The following is a 17,273-nucleotide window of genomic DNA, read 5'->3' on the forward strand; positions in this document are numbered from 1 at the left end:
TCTTCGAGTCAGGGTCGGGTCAACGCCGCGCCGGCAGACTGCATGCTCGTCGCATCGAATGCGCATCCAAGCCCTGCTTCGAGGAGCACCATCATGTGGATCGTCCGGCTGGCGTTACGCAGGCCCTACACGTTCGTCGTACTCGCACTGCTGATCTTCATCGCGGGGCCGCTCGCGCTGCTGCGCACGCCGACGGACATTTTCCCGAGCATCGACATTCCGGTCGTCAGCATCGTCTGGTCGTACAACGGCTTCTCCGCCGAGGACATGGCCAAGCGGATCACGTCGAACTACGAACGCGCGCTCACGTCCGACGTCGACGACATCGAGCACATCGAGTCGCAGTCGCTGAACGGCGTGTCGGTCGTGAAGATCTTCTTCCATCCGGGCGCCGACATCAATCGCGCGATCGCGGAAGCCGCGAGCAACGCCGCGTCGATCCTGCGCATCCTGCCGCCCGGCACGCTGCCGCCGAACATCATCACGTATAACGCGTCGACCGTGCCGATCCTGCAGCTCGGCCTGTCGAGCGACACGCTCCCCGAGCAGCAGCTGTACGACCTCGGCAACAGCTTCATCCGCACGCAGCTCGCGACCGTCCAGGGCGCGGCCGTGCCGCTGCCGTTCGGCGGCAAGATTCGCCAGATCGTCGTCGATCTCGATACGCGCGCGCTGCAGGCGAAGGGGCTCGCGCCGATCGACGTCGTCAACGCGATCAACGCGCAGAACCTGATCCTGCCGGGCGGCACCGCGAAGATCGGCACGCACGAATACAACGTGCAGATGAACGGCAGCACGCAGACGGTCGCCGCGCTGAACGACCTGCCGGTGAAGACGATCGGCGGTAATGTCGTCTATGTGCGCGACGTCGCGCACGTTCGCGACGGCTACGCGCCGCAGACCAACATCGTACGGGCGGACGGCAAGCGCGCGGCGCTGCTGACGGTCGAGAAGACCGGCAGCACGTCGACGCTGACGATCATCGACCAGGTGAAGACGATGCTGCCGAAGATCGCGGCCGGGCTGCCGAAGGCGCTGCACATTTCGCCGCTCGACGATCAGTCCGTGTTCGTGAAGGCGGCGGTCCAGGGCGTCGTGCGCGAGGCGCTGATCGCCGCGTGCCTGACCGCGCTGATGATCCTGCTGTTCCTCGGCAGCTGGCGCGCGACGCTGATCATCGCGATCACGATCCCGCTCGCGGTGCTCACGTCGCTGCTCGCGCTGTCCGTGCTCGGCCAGACCATCAACATCATGACGCTCGGCGGGCTCGCGCTCGCGGTCGGGATCCTCGTCGACGACGCGACCGTCGCGATCGAGAACATCACGCATCATCTCGAGCTCGGCGCGCCGCTCGAGGAGGCCATTCTGACCGGCGCGGGCGAAATCGCGGTGCCGACCTTCGTGTCGACGCTGTCGATCTGCATCGTGTTCGTACCGATGTTCCTGCTGACCGGCGTCGCGCGCTATCTGTTCGTGCCGCTCGCCGAAGCCGTGATCTTCGCGATGATCGCGTCGTACTTCTTCTCGCGCACGCTGGTGCCGACGCTCGCGATGGCGCTGATGCGCGCCAAAGGCAGCGGCCGGCCGCCGCGCGGCGTATTCGCGCGCATCGCACGTTTCCAGGCCGCGTTCGAGCATCGCTTCGAGGCCGTGCGGCTGCGCTATCGCGCGCTGCTGTCGGCGGCGATCGCACATCGCCGCCGCTTCGCGGCCGCGTTCCTGCTCGCCTGCGTCGCATCGACCGGCCTCTACGCGTTCGCCGGGCAGGACTTCTTCCCGTCGGTCGACACCGGCGAGATCCGCCTGCACCTGCGCGCGCCGACCGGCACGCGGATCGAGGAAACCGCGCGGCTGACCGACCAGGTCGAAGCAAAGATCCGCGGCGTGATTCCGGCGAACCAACTCGCCGGCGTGCTCGACAACATCGGCGTGCCGGTGAGCGGGATCAACCTCACGTACGACTCGTCGGACCCGATCGGCACCGAGGACGCCGACGTGCTCGTCACGCTGAAGCCGAATCACGCGTCGACCGCCGCGTACGTCGCGAAGCTGCGCAACGTGCTCGCGCAATCGTTCCCCGGCGTGACGTTCGCGTTCCTGCCGGCCGACATCGTCAGCCAGATTCTGAATTTCGGGCTGCCCGCGCCGATCGACATCCAGATCGTCGGCAACAAGCTCGATCAGAACCGTGCGGTCGCGAACGCGCTGCTCGCGAAGCTGCGCGGTGTGCGCGGGCTCGTCGACGCGCGCATCCAGCAGCCCGGCGACGAACCGGCGATCAACGTGAACGTCGATCGCACGAAGGCGATCCAGGCCGGCCTCGAACAGCGCGACGTCGCGCAGAACCTGCTGATCGCACTGTCCGGCAGCTCGCAGACGACGCCGAACTTCTGGCTCGATCCGCGCAACGGCGTCAGCTACCCGGTGCTCGTGCAGACGCCGCAATACACGGTGAATTCGCTGCAGTCGCTCGCGAACGTGCCGCTGCCCGCCGGCACCGCCCGCTCGCCGCAGACGCCGGCCGGCGGCCCGGCCGCGGGCGTGCCCGCGCAGAACCTGCTCGGCTCGCTCGGCACGTTCTCGCGCGCGACGCAGCAGGCCGTGGTGTCGCACTACAACGTGCAACCCGTGCTCGACATCTTCGCGTCGGTGCAGGGGCGCGACCTCGGCGGCGTCACGGCCGACGTGACGAAGCTCGTCGACGCCGCGCGCGCGCAACTGCCGCCCGGCTCGTCGATCGTGCTGCGCGGCCAGGTGCAGGCGATGCACGAATCGTTCGCGGGCCTGCTCGGCGGCCTCGCGCTCGCGATCTCGCTGGTCTACCTGCTGATGGTCGTGAACTTCCAGTCGTGGCTCGATCCGCTCGTGATCGTCGGCGGGCTGCCGGCGTCGCTCGCCGGCATCGCGTGGATGCTGTTCGTCACGCGCACCACGCTGTCGGTGCCCGCGCTGACCGGCACGATCCTGTGCATCGGCATCGCGACCGCGAACAGCATCCTCGTCGTGAATACGGCGCGCGAGCTGCTCGCGGGCAGCGCATCGCCGTGGCAGGCCGCGCTCGACGCAGGCTTCAGCCGCTTCCGGCCCGTCGTGATGACCGCGCTCGCGATGCTGATCGGCATGTTGCCGATGGCGCTCGGCCTCGGCGACGGCGGCGAGCAGAACGCGCCGCTCGGCCGCGCGGTGATCGGCGGCCTCGCGTTCGGCACGGTGTCGACGCTGCTGTTCGTGCCGGTGCTGTTCGGCTTCGTCCACGCGTGGCTCGCGCGGCGTCGCGACGCCGCCGCCGCCCGGCGCGCGCAGCACGCACCCGATACGCCGGCGCTGCGTTGAGCGCAGGCGCCCCACCTTTCCTATCCATCGATTCGCCCGACCCCGGACCCATCATGAACGACTCGATCGAACCCGTCGCGCCGCCGCCCGCCGCCGAAGCGGCCACCGCGGCCGCAGCCGTACCGCCCGCCGCCCGCGGCGGCGCCCCCGACACCCCGCCGGCCCGCGGCCTGCCGCAAGCTGGCCGTGCCGCTCGCGGCCGTCGCGCTCGCCGCCGCGCTGCTCGCGCTCGGCATCGTGCCGCGTATCGACGCACGCGCCGCGCAACGTGCGCAGGTGGCCGTGCAGCAGGCGCTGCCGGTGTCCATCGTCGTGCCCGGCGCGGCGCCGGCCGACCAGACGCTGACGTTGCCCGGCTCGGTCGCGCCCTATGCGGACGCATCGATCTATGCACGCACGAGCGGCTATATCGCGCACTGGAGCGTCGATCTCGGCACGCACGTGAAGGCCGGCCAGACGCTCGCGCAGATCTCGGCGCCCGATCTCGACGCGCAACTGCGCCAGGCGCGCGCCGACGAAGCGAGCGCGCAGGCGAACTACGACTATGCGAAATCGACCGCGCAGCGCTGGCAGGACATGCTGAAAACGCAGTCGGTGTCGCAGCAGGACACCGACACGAAGGTCGCGGACATGAACGCGAAGCGCGCGATGCTCGCGTCCGCGCAGGCGAACGTCGCGCACCTTGCCGAACTCGTGTCGTACGAGTCCGTCACCGCGCCGTTCGACGGCGTGATCACCGCACGCAACGTCGACGTCGGCACGCTGGTCACCGCGGGCGGCACGCCCGGCAGCCCCGGCCTGTCGGGCGAACTGTTCCATCTCGAACAGACGGACACGCTGCGCGTGTTCGTCGACGTGCCGCAGGACAGCGCGGCCGGCGTGTCGACCGGCACGCCGGTCTACCTGACGACGCCGCAGTATCCGGGGCGGCGCGTTGCCGCGCGTGTCGCGCGCAGCGCGGGCGCGATCGATCCCGTCACGCGCACGCTGCGCGTCGAGATCGACGTCGACAACCGCGACGGCACGCTGATGCCCGGTGCGTATGCGCAGGCGCATCTCGTCTTGCCGAGCGCGGCGCCGGCGCTCGACCTGCCGGTCAGTGCGCTGCTGTTCCGCCCGAACGGCGTGACGGTCGCCACCGTCGGCGCGAACGGACGCACCGCGCTGAAGACCGTGCAGATCGGGCGCGATTTCGGCACGCGCGTGGAGATCGTCGCGGGGCTCGCGGCGACCGATCGCGTGATCGATAACCCGGGCGATGCGATCACGGCCGGGGAAGCCGTGAAGATCGTGGCGACTTCGCACGATGCGGCGCCGGTTGCGGCTTCGGCTGCTTCGGCTGCTTCGTCCGCGCAGGCCGCGCAACCGGCGTCCGCGACCGGTGCGCGCGACGTGCCGCCGCTGCGCGCGGCCGGCGTCGCACGCGCTGCTTCAACGCCCGCTCCGGCGCCCGCCCGCGGCTAACCCATCGACGACCACCCACGAGATGCCTGCCATGCGCCTTCTTCATCCGCTCCCGTTCGCTCGCCGCATCGTCGCGCTTGGCGCCGTCGCCACATTGACCGCCTGCTCGACGCTGCCGCCCTATTCGCCACCCGCCGTCGCGGTGCCCGCGCACTACGCGGGCGCGCCGGCCGCACCGGCCGCGCAAGCCGGCTGGCACGTCGCGATGCCCGCGGACGCCGCCGCGCGCGGCGCGTGGTGGACCGTGTTCGGCGACGCCGACCTGAACACGCTCGAAGCCCGCGTCGACGTGTCGAACCAGACGGTGAAGAAAGCCGTCGCCGACCTGCAGCAGGCACGCGCGATGGTCGACTATCAGCACGCCGGGTTCCTGCCGACGATCACGGCGGGCGTCGCGCAAAGCCGCTCGCGCGTGTCGCAGAACCGGCTCGGTTCGTCGCTCGCCGGCAAGACGACGCCCGACTACCAGGCCGGCGTGGCCGCGAGCTGGGAACCGGACGTATTCGGCCGCGTGCGCGACGCGGTGACCGGCGCGCAGGCGAATGCCGCCGCGAGCGCGGCCGACCTGCAGGCCGTGAAGCTGTCGGTCACGGCCGAACTCGCGACCGACTATTTCGCGCTGCGCTCGCTCGACACGCAGAAGCAGTTGCTCGATGACACGGTGCACGCGTACGCGGACGCGCTGACGCTGCTCAAGCAGCAACTCGCGGCCGGTGCGATCGACGCGTCGGCGGTTGCGCAAGCCGACACGCAGCTCGAATCGACGCGCACGCAGGACACCGACATCGACGCGTCGCGTGCGCAGTTGCAGCACGCGATCGCGACGCTCGTCGGCGAGAGCGCATCGACGTTCGCGCTGCCGCCGCGCGTGCAGGCGTTCCACGTGCCGGCCATTCCGGCCGGCGTGCCGTCGCAACTGCTCGAGCGGCGGCCCGACATCGCGGCGGCCGAGCGCCGTGTCGCGGCCGCGAACGCGCAGATCGGCGAGGCGCGCGCCGCGTTCTTTCCCGATCTGGTGCTGTCGGCGAGCGCCGGCCTCGAGAGTTCGTTCTTCGCGCCGTGGCTCGCCGCGCCGAGCCTGTTCTGGTCGCTCGGCCCGCAACTCGCCGGCACGCTGTTCGACGGCGGCCGCCGCAGCGCGTCGCTGCGCGGCGCGCATGCGCAATACGACGGCGCGGTCGCCGATTACCGGCAAACCGTGCTCGTCGCGTTCCAGCAGGTCGAGGATCAGTTGTCCGCGATCGGTGCGCTCGCATCCGAAGCCGGCAGCCAGCAACGCGCGACCGACGCGGCCGACCTGTCGCTGCGGCTGACGACGAATCGCTTCAATGCGGGCGCCGTCAGCTATCTGGACGTGGTGACCGCGCAGACGATCGCGCTGACGAACCGGCGCACGGCCGATCAGATCGACGCGCGGCGGATCGAGGCGGAAGTCGGGTTGCTGAAGGCATTGGGTGGCGGGTGGCAGGCGAGTGCGAATGCGGGCTCTGGTGCGGAATCGAACACCGGCGTGAAGGAACACGCCGGGGCCGCGCAACCCGAACCCGCCGTCACGCCGCCGGCGGCTGGTTGAACCTGCAAGGAACGCGTGCCGCGCGCTATGCCCGCAAAAATCCTTTCGCGGCGCACTTGCGATGCTGTCTAGGGTAAACAACCACTAGAGTCGCCCCACCGGGCTTCGGATGATGGTTATATTGTTGTGCACGCACCAATTTGTTGATCATCCGTTACGTGCACGCTATGCTTTTGTCACGAGTAGCTTTCCTCATTACGCCGCTCATGAACCCAATCCGACATTGCAAGCGCTTGAAGGCGCATTAGCAAAATCTTCGCGCATACGTCCCCCGTTTTTTGCATGAGCGCAACGCGTGCAGACACAAAAAGAACGTCGCTCTCAGCCTTTGCTGACGGCACTACCACGAGTTTTCCCATTAGCCGTATCTGTGGTGACCGTTAGCAGAAACTTCGAACGGCAACAGCGATGGACCACGCTGTTGCTCGCCCCCGTTCAACCGGGCGCGACCGTCTGATGTGCGGCTTGGCTGGGCTGATTCGCTACGACGGCCAGGCACCCGCACAGGTCGAGCGGGTGCTCGCCATGCGCGAGCGACAACGGCATCGTGGGCCGGACGGCCGGGGCTTATGGCATGACCAACACGCCGTGCTTGCTCACGACCGTTTGGCGCTACTCGACGCCGAGCATGGCGCGCAGCCGATGTGCAGTGCCGACCATCGTTACGTGCTGGTCTACAACGGTGAAATCTACAACTACGCTGAGCTTCGCCGCGAACTGAGCGCGCACTGGTCGTTCCGTACGAACACCGACACCGAGGTGGTGCTAGCCGCGTATGCGGTTTGGGGCGAAGTGTGTCTTCGGCGCTTCAACGGCATGTTCGCGTTCCTGGTGTGGGACACCCATCGTCAACGCGCCTTTGCCGCGCGCGACCGGCTGGGCGTCAAGCCGTTCGTTTACCTGCAACAGGGGCCGGAATTCCTGTTTGCGTCGGAGGCCAAAGGACTGCTGCCCGCGATGCAAGCGCCGCGTGCGAATATCGACGCCGTGCTGGAATACCTGGTGGCGCCGTTCTTCAGCGGCGTGGCGCAACCCATGTTCGAAGGCATGGCGTACCTGCCGCCCGGGCATCTGCTGCGCGTGGATCGCGATGGCTTGCAGCTGTCGCGCTGGGCGCCGGAGATTGCCGAAAACCCGGCCACCCGGGCCGACGATATCGCTCCCGCGCTGCGCGAGCGCCTCGCCGCAGCCGTCCAGCGCAGCTTGATCGCCGATACACCGGTCGGCCTGTTTTTCAGCGGTGGCCTCGACTCCACGCTGATCGGCGGCCTGGCGCGAGCGGCAGGTGCGACACCGCCCTGCTTCACCATTCGCTTTGAAGATCACCATCGCTACGACTACGCGCGTTCGCTGATCGTGGCTTCCGACGATCAACCTTTCGCCGAGCAGGCCGCCGATGAATTGGGTTTGCCACGTGAAGACGTCACACCGACGCGCTCGACACTCGCCCAGGATCTGCTGCAATTGGCCACGCAGAACGATGCACTGCCCGCGTGGGAACAGGAGCTGGCGCAACATTACCTGGCGCGAGCCGCCAGCACGCGCCTCAAGGCGGTATTGGTCGGCGATGCCGCCGATGAAACGCACTACGGCTATCACTTCTTGCTCGACCCGCACGCCACCCGTGACCCGACCCATATCCTGCAACGCTTGACCGCCGATCCCTATCTACGGCCCGGCCTGCTGGCGCAACCGTTGCAACACTACGGCGAGGTCTATCGCCAACTGGCGATCGCCGCCGGACACGATTGGCATACGCCCGCCTCACGTCTGCGCGCCACGCAATGGCTGGTGCGCCATCGTTGGTTGCAGCGGCTGTTGCATAACGGCGATATCCATGGGATGGCACATGGACTGGAAGCGCGCATCCCCTTCAGCGATACCGAAGTTCTGGACCTGGCTGCCACCATTCCGGCCGAACTGGCGCTACGTGATGGCGTGGAAAAGGCCATGTTGCGTGAAGCGTCGCGCGGTGCGTTGCCGGAAGCCGTGCGCCTGCGCAGGAAATCGGCCTTACCCAAGGATCAAGGCAACGGCGAGGCATTGCGCCAGCACACCCGCGAAATACTGGCTACGGACGCCGACCGCATCGCCGGCTTGCTCGACGTACCGCGGCTGCAGCGCCGCTGCGCCGATCCATCGCCGCTGAATGAGCAAGAACGCGCCATCATGTTTCGGGCGTGCTCGTTGGCTCACTGGTCGCGGGTTCACGGCGTGAGCATGCCATGAGGCGAGCCTCGTTTTGCGTGGTGCCCGAGAAGGAGCATCTCAATCTTTGTGTCGAACCCGACCAGCGCTTGCGAACAGGTAGGCTTCGAAGTGGCGTTCTACGCGCCCGCCGCCGGGCCCGAACCCGCCGTCACGCTGCCGGCGGCCGGTTGAACGTGAGCACGAACCGCGTGTCGCGCGCGTCGCTTTCGACCTGCGCGGTGCCGCCGTGGAGTTCCATCACCGAGCGCACGATCGCAAGGCCGAGCCCGGCCGTGCCGCCCGGCACACCGCCGCTGCGCGCGGGGTCGCCGCGCACGAACCGGTCGAAGATCCGCGGCAGCAGCGCGGGATCGATCGGCTCGCCCGGATTCGCGACGACGACGCGCACCGCGTCCGGCGTTTCGTCGACAGCGAGCGTGATGACGCCACCGGCCGGCGTGTAACGCAGCGCGTTCGCGAGCAGGTTGCCCACCGCGCGACGAAACAGCTCGACGTCGGCGGTCAGTTGCCCGTGCCCATCGACGCGCAGCGTCGAGCCCGCTTCGTCGGCGAGCCCCTCGAAATACTCGGCGATGCGCTCGAGTTCCTCGCGCACGTCGAATGCGCGCTGCCGCGTGACGAAGCTCGGGTGCTCGGCGCGCGCGAGAAACAGCACGTTCTCGATCATCCGCGCGAGACGGTCGTATTCCTCGAGATTCGATTCGAGCAGCGTCTGGTACTCGTCGACCGAACGCGGTCGCGCGAGCGCGACTTCGGTCGCGCCGCGCATGTTGTTCAGCGGCGTGCGCAAGTCGTGCGCGAGATCGGCGCTGAATTGCGACAGATGCGCGAACGCCTGCTGCAGGCGGCCGAGCATCGCGTTCTGCGCATCGACGAGCGCGCGCAGTTCGGGCGGCGCGCGCGACGCATCGAGCCGCGTGTCGAGCTTGTCGACCGTGATCCGGCCGGTGTCGTCGACGATCTCGCGCAGCGGCGCGAGCGCCTGGCGAATCAGCCAGTACCCGAGCAGCAGCGCGAACAGCGCGCCGAGCGCGCCGGCAAGCTTGAGCCGGTCGCGGTAGCCTTCGAGCAGATCGGCCCGGTCGTGCATGTTGCGCGCGATCGCGATGCGGATCGGCGTGCGGTCGCCGAGTGCGGCCTCGATCAGGACGCCGCGCATCGGCGTGCCGCCGCCGGCGGTCCATGTGACGAGCCGGTCGGCCGTGATCCGGTCGTTCGACGGAACCGGCACTGCGTGCGGCGCGAACAGCTGCGCGTCCGCCAGCGGAACGGATGCGGCCGCAGGCGCGTCGTCGAGCGCCGCGAGCCGGACGTTGTGGCGCGCGAGCACGTCGCCCTGCGCATCGACGACGACCATCGACAGCGCCTCGTTGCCCAGCACCTGGCTCGTGAGCCGCTCCGCGTGCGCGCGAACCGCGTCGAGCGACTCGAGTTCGCCCGCGAGCCGGCGCGTGTGACGCGCGGCCAGCACGATGTCGAGATCGTCCTGCGTGTTGACCTGTCGCTCGAGGCCCGCATACACGTATGCGCCGACGAGCGCGAACGCGGCGAGCGTGGTTGCGGCGAACGCGAGCGCGAGCGTCGCCGCAAGCGAGCGCGGGCGCGTCATGCGTCGTCCTTCGGTTCGAGCACGTAGCCCACGCCGCGCACGGTATGGATCAGCTTGACCGGGAACGCATCGTCGATCTTCGCGCGCAGGCGCCGGATCGCGACCTCGACGACGTTGGTGTCACTGTCGAAATTCATGTCCCACACGTACGACGCGATCTGCGTGCGGCTCAGCACCTCGCCCTGCCGGCGCGCGAGCAGCTGCAGCAGCGAGAATTCGCGCGGCGTCAGGTCGATCCGCGTGGCGCCGCGCTTCACGCGGCGGCGCACCACGTCGATTTCCAGATCGCCGACCACCAGGTGTTCGGTCTCGCGCGGCGGCCCGCGACGCGCGAGCGTGCGGATGCGGGCGAGCAGTTCGACGAACGCGAACGGCTTCACGAGGTAGTCGTCGGCGCCGAGTTCGAGGCCGTGCACGCGGTCCTGCACGTCGTCGCGCGCGGTCAGGAACAGCACCGGCGTCGTGTGCGTTTCGCGCAGCCGCTTGAGCACGCCCCAGCCGTCGAGCACGGGCAGCATCACGTCGAGCACGATCACGTCGTAACGCTCTTCCTGCGCGAGCATCAGCCCTTCAGCGCCGTCCTTCGCGAGATCGACACTGAAGCCCGATTCCTCGAGCCCCTTCTTCAGGTACGCGCCCGTCTTCGGTTCGTCTTCGACTATCAGGATGCGCATGGCGGCTCCGTCGCATTCGTGGGGACATCCGGCGATGTTACCCGGAAACGGCGACACGGCTTCGCTCCGTGCAGGCGCGAACGGCGTAGATGACAAAACGGTAATCGGACGGTCAGCCTGGCGTGCGGTCGCGGCGCCAGACGGCGGATTCCCGCGCCGTCGGTCCTGATGCGCGACTTTTTCGACCAATTGCCGTGCGGTCGGCTATCGCAGGCGGTGCATCGCGCCCGCTCTCCGGCATTGAAATGACTCGATGAAATCCGGAAGGCCGCATGCCGAAGCAAGACCATTTTGATCGTATTAATAGATCAACATGTTCTCGGCGATCGCATGCTTCAACTCCTTCAGAACAAGCGTGAGAAGACGAGATACCTGTATTTCGACATCGTCGCCGTCGAAAGTAACGAGCGCACTCACCCTGTTCCCTTCGATGCCGCCGACCCAGTCGAGGTCCTGCGGGCGTGTCGACCACACCAGCAACGGCACGCCTCGCGGCAATCGACCCGATCGGCACTCCGCGCTCGTCTTCGCCGCATCGGGACCGTTACCCGGCATGAGCGACGCGCTCCATGCACGGTGCGCATCGACGGGATCGTCAATCTGGAGAAGCGCGACTTCCGGCATCGCCGTGAAGCACGCTACGGTCGCCAAAACCGCGGCAACGCCGAGGCTCGGATCAATGACGACACACACGCGGGCCCGCTCCGAAGGCGGCAACAGCCAATTCCACGTCGACGCGACCGACGATACCGTGTCCAGTTTCCTTGCACTCATCCCGATCTCTCCTCGCATGTCGTCGAAACAGTCTCGGACCGCACCCGACGAAGCAATCGCTCGACTGTGCGGGATTCTCTCGATGCGCCGCCTTATCGGAGATTCAACATTGATCGACAGCCGCGCAACGCCATCAAGCTCAGCACGCCGAGCAACATCAGGTAAAGCGCCGGCGATGCCAAATTGCCTGTCTGATGGATCAACGATGCGACGATCAGCGGCGCGAAACCGCCAAAAAGCGTGACGCCGATGTTGTAGCTGATGGCCATGCCCGTCGCTCGGGTTTCTGTCGGAAATACTTCCGCCATCAGCGCCGGCAGCGCGCCGAAATAGACCGCCTTCAGCGTCCCGATCCAGGCCATCATCGCAATGAGCCTTCCCAGATCGGGATGTGCGCCAAGCAATTTGAAAACCGGATAAATGGTCAGAATGAATGCCATCCCGGCCCAGATCATCAGCCTGACGCGGCCGATCCCGTCCGACAGATAGCCGACGAACGGCGTCACGAACGTCAGGATCGCGCCGGTCAACATCGTTGCAATGAAGCCGAAACTGGCAGGCAGATGAAGCTCGCGCACCGCGTAGGTCGGAACATAAAGAATGACGTAACTGGCGCCGGTGGAAAGGACGAGCGTACCGATCGCCAACAACATTCTGGCTTTCTGATTGACGAACACTTCCCTTACCGGGAACGATTCGCGCCTTTCACGCGTTGCGCCGTCGGCCTCGTGCACGTGCTTTCGCAGGTACAGGCCGACGGGGCCGATCAACACACCAAAGAGAAACGGTATGCGCCAACCCCATGCGTCGATGGCGTCTGCATCGAGGGTCAAGGTCAGGAGAACCCCAAAACCGGCCGCGAGCATATAGCTCAATCCCTGACTCGCGAACTGGAAGCTCGCGAACAATCCCTTGCGTTCGGGGCACTGTTCCACCAGAAACGCAGTGGTACTGCCGAACTCGCCGCCCGCGGAAAAGCCCTGAAGCAGTCGAGCGCAGATGACCAGAATCGGTGCGATCACGCCGATCGACTCGTAACTCGGCATCAGCGCGATCGTCGTCGTGCCGACCATCATCGTCACGATCGACACCATCATCGACGCCTTGCGACCGCGACGATCCGCGTACGAACCCAGCACCAGCGCGCCGATCGGTCGGGCCAAATACGAGATCGCGAACGTCCCGAAGGTCAGCAGAAGGGATACCCCGCTGCTCGACGCCGGAAAGAAGGCCTTTGAAATCGAGATTGCGAAGAATCCGTAAATCAGTATGTCGAACCACTCCAACGCATTGCCGACGGTTGCGGCGGACACCAATCGCAACACGTTTGGAGCCTGTTCTCTTGTCGGCGCGGCATCCACCATTTCCATAGTACGCATCTCATTCTCCGTTGACTGACGATCACAAGTGCATTAAAAACTGGCGTGTTATGCCTGGACGACAAGCGCTCCTTCCTTGCGCCGATCTCGGACGGCGGATGCCGACTCTCCGAGATCCCAAAATATGCCGGCCATGATCTGCAGCGCCTCGCGCGCGACGCTTCCAAGCAGGTGTTCGTTCGGGGCGTGCTGGGAGCAGGCGCCGTATGAGTGCGGAATCCAGACGGTCGGAAGGCCCAGAACCTCGGAAAAGACGTCGTTGGGCAGCGACCCGCCGAGATTGGGAAGCAAATCCGGATGCTTGCCGGTCGTCCGCTCGATTGAATCGAGCGCCCACGCGACCCACGGATCTTCCGGCGGCAGACGCGTGGCGCCCATCCGCTCGCCGATTGCAACCTCGACGCTATCGAACCCGCGTGCGTCGAGGTGATGCCGCAGAACTTCTTCGATACGCGCGCAATCCGTACCGACGACGTATCTGAGTTGGCAATGCGCGTGCGCAACGGGCGGAATCGCGCCGACCGGGCTGGTCGGGTTACCGGTGGTAAAGGCCAGTACTTCCAGCGCGTTCCATGCGTAGACACGCTCCTGGGCCGTCAAGCCAGGTTCGCCCCAATTGGCATCGACGTGAGGATCGTTGGCCCCGCCACCGACGGCGATATTCTTCAGCGCAGTGCGTACCGCGGCCGGAATAGGCGTCGGCAACAGCGCGTCGACGAGGATCCGCCCGCGCCCGTCGACGAGCGATGAAATCGCGTTCGCGAGTACGGTTCCGGCATTGCTGAGCGCCCCGCCCCAATTTCCGGAATGATGTGCGCCCGACCGGAGCCGGACGGAAAGCGTGAAGTTGACGAACCCGCGCGACCCGAGAAAAACGCAGGGGACGTTCGATCTGGCCCGCGGGCCGTCCGAAGCGATCAGAATGTCGGCCGCGAGAAGGTCCTTGTTCTGCTCGCAGACCGCGCGTAGCCCGGGCGATCCCGTTTCCTCGCCCATCTCGATCAGCAGCGTCGCATTGAAACCCAGGCGTCGATTCCTGGCCTCGACGACTTGCTCCAGCGCGGCCAGGTTGATCGTGTGTTGCCCTTTGTTGTCCGCGGTGCCCCGCCCGAACCATCGGTCTCCTTCGACCGTGATGTGCCATGGCGACATCTGGTCCTTCCACTGTCCGTCATAGCCGCGGACGACATCACCGTGCCCGTACATCAGGACCGTCGGAAGCGCGGGATCCTCGATACGCGTCGCAATCAAGAACGGCGCGTTCCCCGCAACCGGGTTCTCGACGATACGAGACTCGAAGCCCATACGGTCGATCGACGGCGCAATCTCGTCGGCGAGGTAGGCTCGAAGCTCGCCGGCCCTTCCGGAATCCTGACTTTCCGTCATCATGTGGACGCGCCGCGCGAGATCTTTCAGGAAGCTCCCCGAATCGAAATATGTTGTGGCAGAGTCGATTGCTTGGTGGCGCGTCATCGTGATCCTCGCGTGTATCGTGGAGAGCGGGTTGTTCAACCTTGATGGATCGAGCGTACGAAGCCAAAACGCGCACTACAATTGACTTTTTTGCGCGCCCTGCTTTCCAATAATGCAAACTTGGCGGCCGTCATGCACAACGCTGCACTCCGATACTTCCTTGCCGTTGCCAACACCGGTTCGCTGAGCGAGGCGTCGGAGAAACTGCACGTTTCGATCTCGGCGCTCAGCCGTCAGATTACGAAGCTTGAGGAGGAGGTTGGCTGCCCGCTGTTCGAGCGTCAGGCGCGCGGCATGGTCCCCAACAAGGCCGGGGAGCTGTTGGCTGCGCATGTCCGGCGAACCTTGCTCGAAGGTCAGCAGGTGATCGAGGAGATCAAGGCGCTGAACTCATTCGATCGAAGCACGATCCGCGTCTCGACGTCGGAGGCGTTTTCCCGGGATGTTCTCCCGCGCGCGATCACGCAATTTCTGGAAAAGTCGCCCGGCACCCGTTTCGAGGTGGCGGTGACTGCGCCGGCAGAGGTGACGGCACACGTCCGGAGCGGCGAAGCCGATATCGGCCTGACGTTCGGTGTTGTACGAGCGCCGGAGATCCACGTCGAGTACACGCAGAGCGCGCCCATTTGCGCGGTCATGCCGCGTTCGCATGCGCTGGCCGGTCGTGCGACGGTATCGATGGCCGAGCTGCGGAATTACCCGATTGCGCTACTTGACCGCGGCACGACGATCCGTCAATTGTTCGATACGACGGCGAGCCTGGAGAATCTTCTCTTCGAGCCCGTCCTGACCTGCAACAACTCTGGCAGCCTGTATGCATTCACTCAAATGTCGGGGGTCGTGTCCCTGACGAGCCGCCTGACGGTGCAGGCGCGTCTGGCGACGGACGGTCTGGTGGCGATACCGATCGATCATCCGGGCATGTCGTTGCGAGCGATCCAGATCCAGACCTTGACCGGAAGAGTGTTGTCGACCGTATTGATCGACTTCGTTGGCGAATTGGTGAAGCAACTGCAAACGGCCGATTAGGTACACGGCGACGTCGCACTGTTGTCACGCCCAGTCCGAATCCCACGAACTGGGACAACAAGGAAACCACGACCCTGAGCAGGACCTCCTTTGCCGTCCGCCCAAGGACGCGCCTTTCTTTTGGTTACTTTTCTTTGGAAGACAAAGAAAAGTGACCGCCGCCCCGCGCAGGGGCGACGCTAGCAGACCGATAGCAAACAAATCCGCGGCGGAAGCATAGCTTGCAATGTGCCCGCCCAGTTCACCCAGCGCACGGTTGGCGCGAACCACCATCGCGAGCGCGTTCCACCGTATCAACGCCGCGATCCGCCGCTCGAGGTGCAGATCGCCCGGATAGGCCGGCTGCTCGTCGGGCGCCACGGTATTGACGTACGGCGTGACCAGCGGCGGCCGCCACGCGACGCGACGGGTGTGTGCATGCGCCAACAACGAGTCGAGAAGATGGCGTGCACGTGCGTTGCCTTGATCGCCGCCCCACGCATGCAACACGCCATCGAGCGCGTCGCACCATTCCCTGAGTTCCTCCGGGTCGGGATCCGTCATCGTGCTGGTCGGAAGTCGATTCTGCATGTCCATACTTGGCGCCCCGAATTGGCGATATGCACGCCGCGTTCCGACTTCACTTGCAGTCGGAACGCGGCCAAAGCCTCAACCGTTCTTGAACAGGAAGCTGTATGCGTTCAATGCGGGGACACCGCCGAGGTGCGCATACAAGACCCGGGACCCTTCCGGAAACTCGCCGCGGCGCACCCTATCGATCATTCCGTGCATCGACTTGCCTTCATAAACCGGGTCGGTCAGCATTCCCTCGGTCTTCGCGCACAGTCGAATCGCTTCGAGCGTCCCTTCCGACGGCAGGCCGTATTCAGGGCCGCCGTAGCGCGTATCGAGCACCACGTCCGCGTCCTCGATCGGCCGCTCGAGTTCCACGAGATCGGCGGTCTGGCGTGCGATGCGAAGAATCTGCTCGCGCGTCTGCTCGGGTTTGGCCGACGCATCGATACCGATCACGCGATCCGCGCGTCCATCCGCCGCGAACCCGACGACCATGCCGGCCTGCGTGCTTCCGGTCACCGAACACACGACGATGTAGTCGAACTTGAATCCGAGTTCAGCTTCCTGGGCGCGCACTTCCTCCGCGAAACCGACGAACCCGAGGCCGCCAAGCCGATGCTCGGAACAACCGGCGGGGATCGGATACGGCTTCCCGCCCGCGTTGCGGACACTCTCCAGCGCCTCTTCCCAACTCGGGCGAATGCCGATGTCGAAGCCGTCGCTGACCAGCCGAACGTCGGCGCCCATCATGCGGGACATCTGAATGTTGCCGACGCGGTCATACACAGCATCCGAGTAGTTGACCCAGTTTTCTTGAACCAGCACGCATTTCAGGCCAAGATGAGCCGCGACTGCCGCGACCTGACGCGTCTGGTTCGACTGGATGCCGCCAATCGATACCAGCGTGTCGGCGCCGCTCGCCAGCACGTCCGGCACGATGTACTCGAGCTTGCGGGTCTTGTTGCCGCCGAACGCCAGGCCGCTGTTGCAGTCTTCGCGTTTTGCATAGAGCTGCACTTTGCCGCCCAGCGCCTTGCCGAGGCGCGGCAACTCATGAATGGGGGTGGGTCCGAAGGTCAGCTTGTGGCGGGGAAAGCGATCGAGGTTCACGGAGGTTCTCCGAAAGATGGGCGGTGGGTTCGGACGCCTGTCGTCAGGGCGACCGGGCATGAAGAAATTCTAGTGAAATACCCTCGAAA

General features: G+C 66.0%; 10 protein-coding genes and 2 pseudogenes. 5 read left to right on the forward strand and 7 right to left on the reverse strand.

From position 1 onward, the window contains the following. The first annotated feature begins 93 nt into the window (after positions 1–93). From KR541_RS34630 to asnB, 4 genes and pseudogenes are all read left to right on the forward strand, one after another. A complete protein-coding gene (locus tag KR541_RS34630) occupies positions 94–3,333 on the forward strand; it encodes an efflux RND transporter permease subunit (RefSeq protein ID WP_209939808.1) in 3,240 nt (1,079 codons plus the stop codon). Positions 3,334–3,386: 53 nt separating this feature from the next. Then, positions 3,387–4,797, forward strand: a pseudogene (locus KR541_RS34635) (efflux RND transporter periplasmic adaptor subunit). A gap of 31 nt (positions 4,798–4,828) precedes the next feature. Next, on the forward strand, positions 4,829–6,370 hold the full coding sequence (locus KR541_RS34640) for an efflux transporter outer membrane subunit (RefSeq protein WP_216090170.1): 1,542 nt from the start codon (positions 4,829–4,831) through the stop codon (positions 6,368–6,370). Positions 6,371–6,778: 408 nt separating this feature from the next. Then, positions 6,779–8,599, forward strand: a complete 1,821-nt coding sequence (gene asnB, locus KR541_RS34645; protein WP_124557418.1) for an asparagine synthase (glutamine-hydrolyzing) — start codon at positions 6,779–6,781, stop codon at positions 8,597–8,599. A 130-nt stretch (positions 8,600–8,729) separates the two neighbouring features. Here asnB and KR541_RS34650 read toward each other — a convergent pair whose 3' ends face one another. The 5 genes from KR541_RS34650 to KR541_RS34670 form a co-directional block, all read right to left on the reverse strand. Continuing rightward, a complete protein-coding gene (locus KR541_RS34650; RefSeq protein WP_216090171.1) occupies positions 8,730–10,190 on the reverse strand; it encodes a heavy metal sensor histidine kinase in 1,461 nt (486 codons plus the stop codon). After that, on the reverse strand, positions 10,187–10,864 hold the full coding sequence (locus tag KR541_RS34655) for a heavy metal response regulator transcription factor (protein WP_050014215.1): 678 nt from the start codon (positions 10,862–10,864) through the stop codon (positions 10,187–10,189). Before KR541_RS34655 ends, KR541_RS34650 begins: the two co-directional genes overlap by 4 nt. Positions 10,865–11,164: 300 nt before the next feature. Then, positions 11,165–11,638: a hypothetical protein gene (locus tag KR541_RS34660; RefSeq protein WP_124631900.1), complete on the reverse strand. Its 474-nt coding sequence runs from the start codon at positions 11,636–11,638 to the stop codon at positions 11,165–11,167. 92 nt (positions 11,639–11,730) lie between these two features. Next, positions 11,731–13,017: an MFS transporter gene (locus KR541_RS34665; protein ID WP_216090172.1), complete on the reverse strand. Its 1,287-nt coding sequence runs from the start codon at positions 13,015–13,017 to the stop codon at positions 11,731–11,733. Positions 13,018–13,065: 48 nt separating this feature from the next. Then, complete coding sequence (locus KR541_RS34670) at positions 13,066–14,490, reverse strand: M20 family metallopeptidase (protein WP_216090173.1); 1,425 nt, start codon at positions 14,488–14,490, stop codon at positions 13,066–13,068. Between the two features lie 132 nt (positions 14,491–14,622). Here KR541_RS34670 and KR541_RS34675 point away from each other — a divergent pair, with 132 nt between their 5' ends. Then, positions 14,623–15,519, forward strand: coding sequence for a LysR family transcriptional regulator (locus KR541_RS34675; protein ID WP_216090174.1), 897 nt, complete (start codon positions 14,623–14,625; stop codon positions 15,517–15,519). Positions 15,520–15,705: 186 nt separating this feature from the next. Here the strand turns inward: KR541_RS34675 and KR541_RS34680 are convergent. Together KR541_RS34680 and KR541_RS34685 are read right to left on the reverse strand one after the other, a co-directional pair. Beyond that, positions 15,706–16,095: pseudogene (locus tag KR541_RS34680) on the reverse strand (pyruvate dehydrogenase (acetyl-transferring), homodimeric type); the annotation flags it as partial. 72 nt (positions 16,096–16,167) lie between these two features. After that, the gene (locus KR541_RS34685; protein ID WP_050014211.1) at positions 16,168–17,184 is read right to left on the reverse strand and encodes a 1-aminocyclopropane-1-carboxylate deaminase; all 1,017 of its coding nucleotides are present in this window, start codon (positions 17,182–17,184) and stop codon (positions 16,168–16,170) included. Between the last annotated feature and the right edge of the window lie 89 nt (positions 17,185–17,273).

Source organism: Burkholderia sola (assembly GCF_905400185.1).
GTDB classification, from domain to species: Bacteria; Pseudomonadota; Gammaproteobacteria; order Burkholderiales; family Burkholderiaceae; genus Burkholderia; species Burkholderia sola.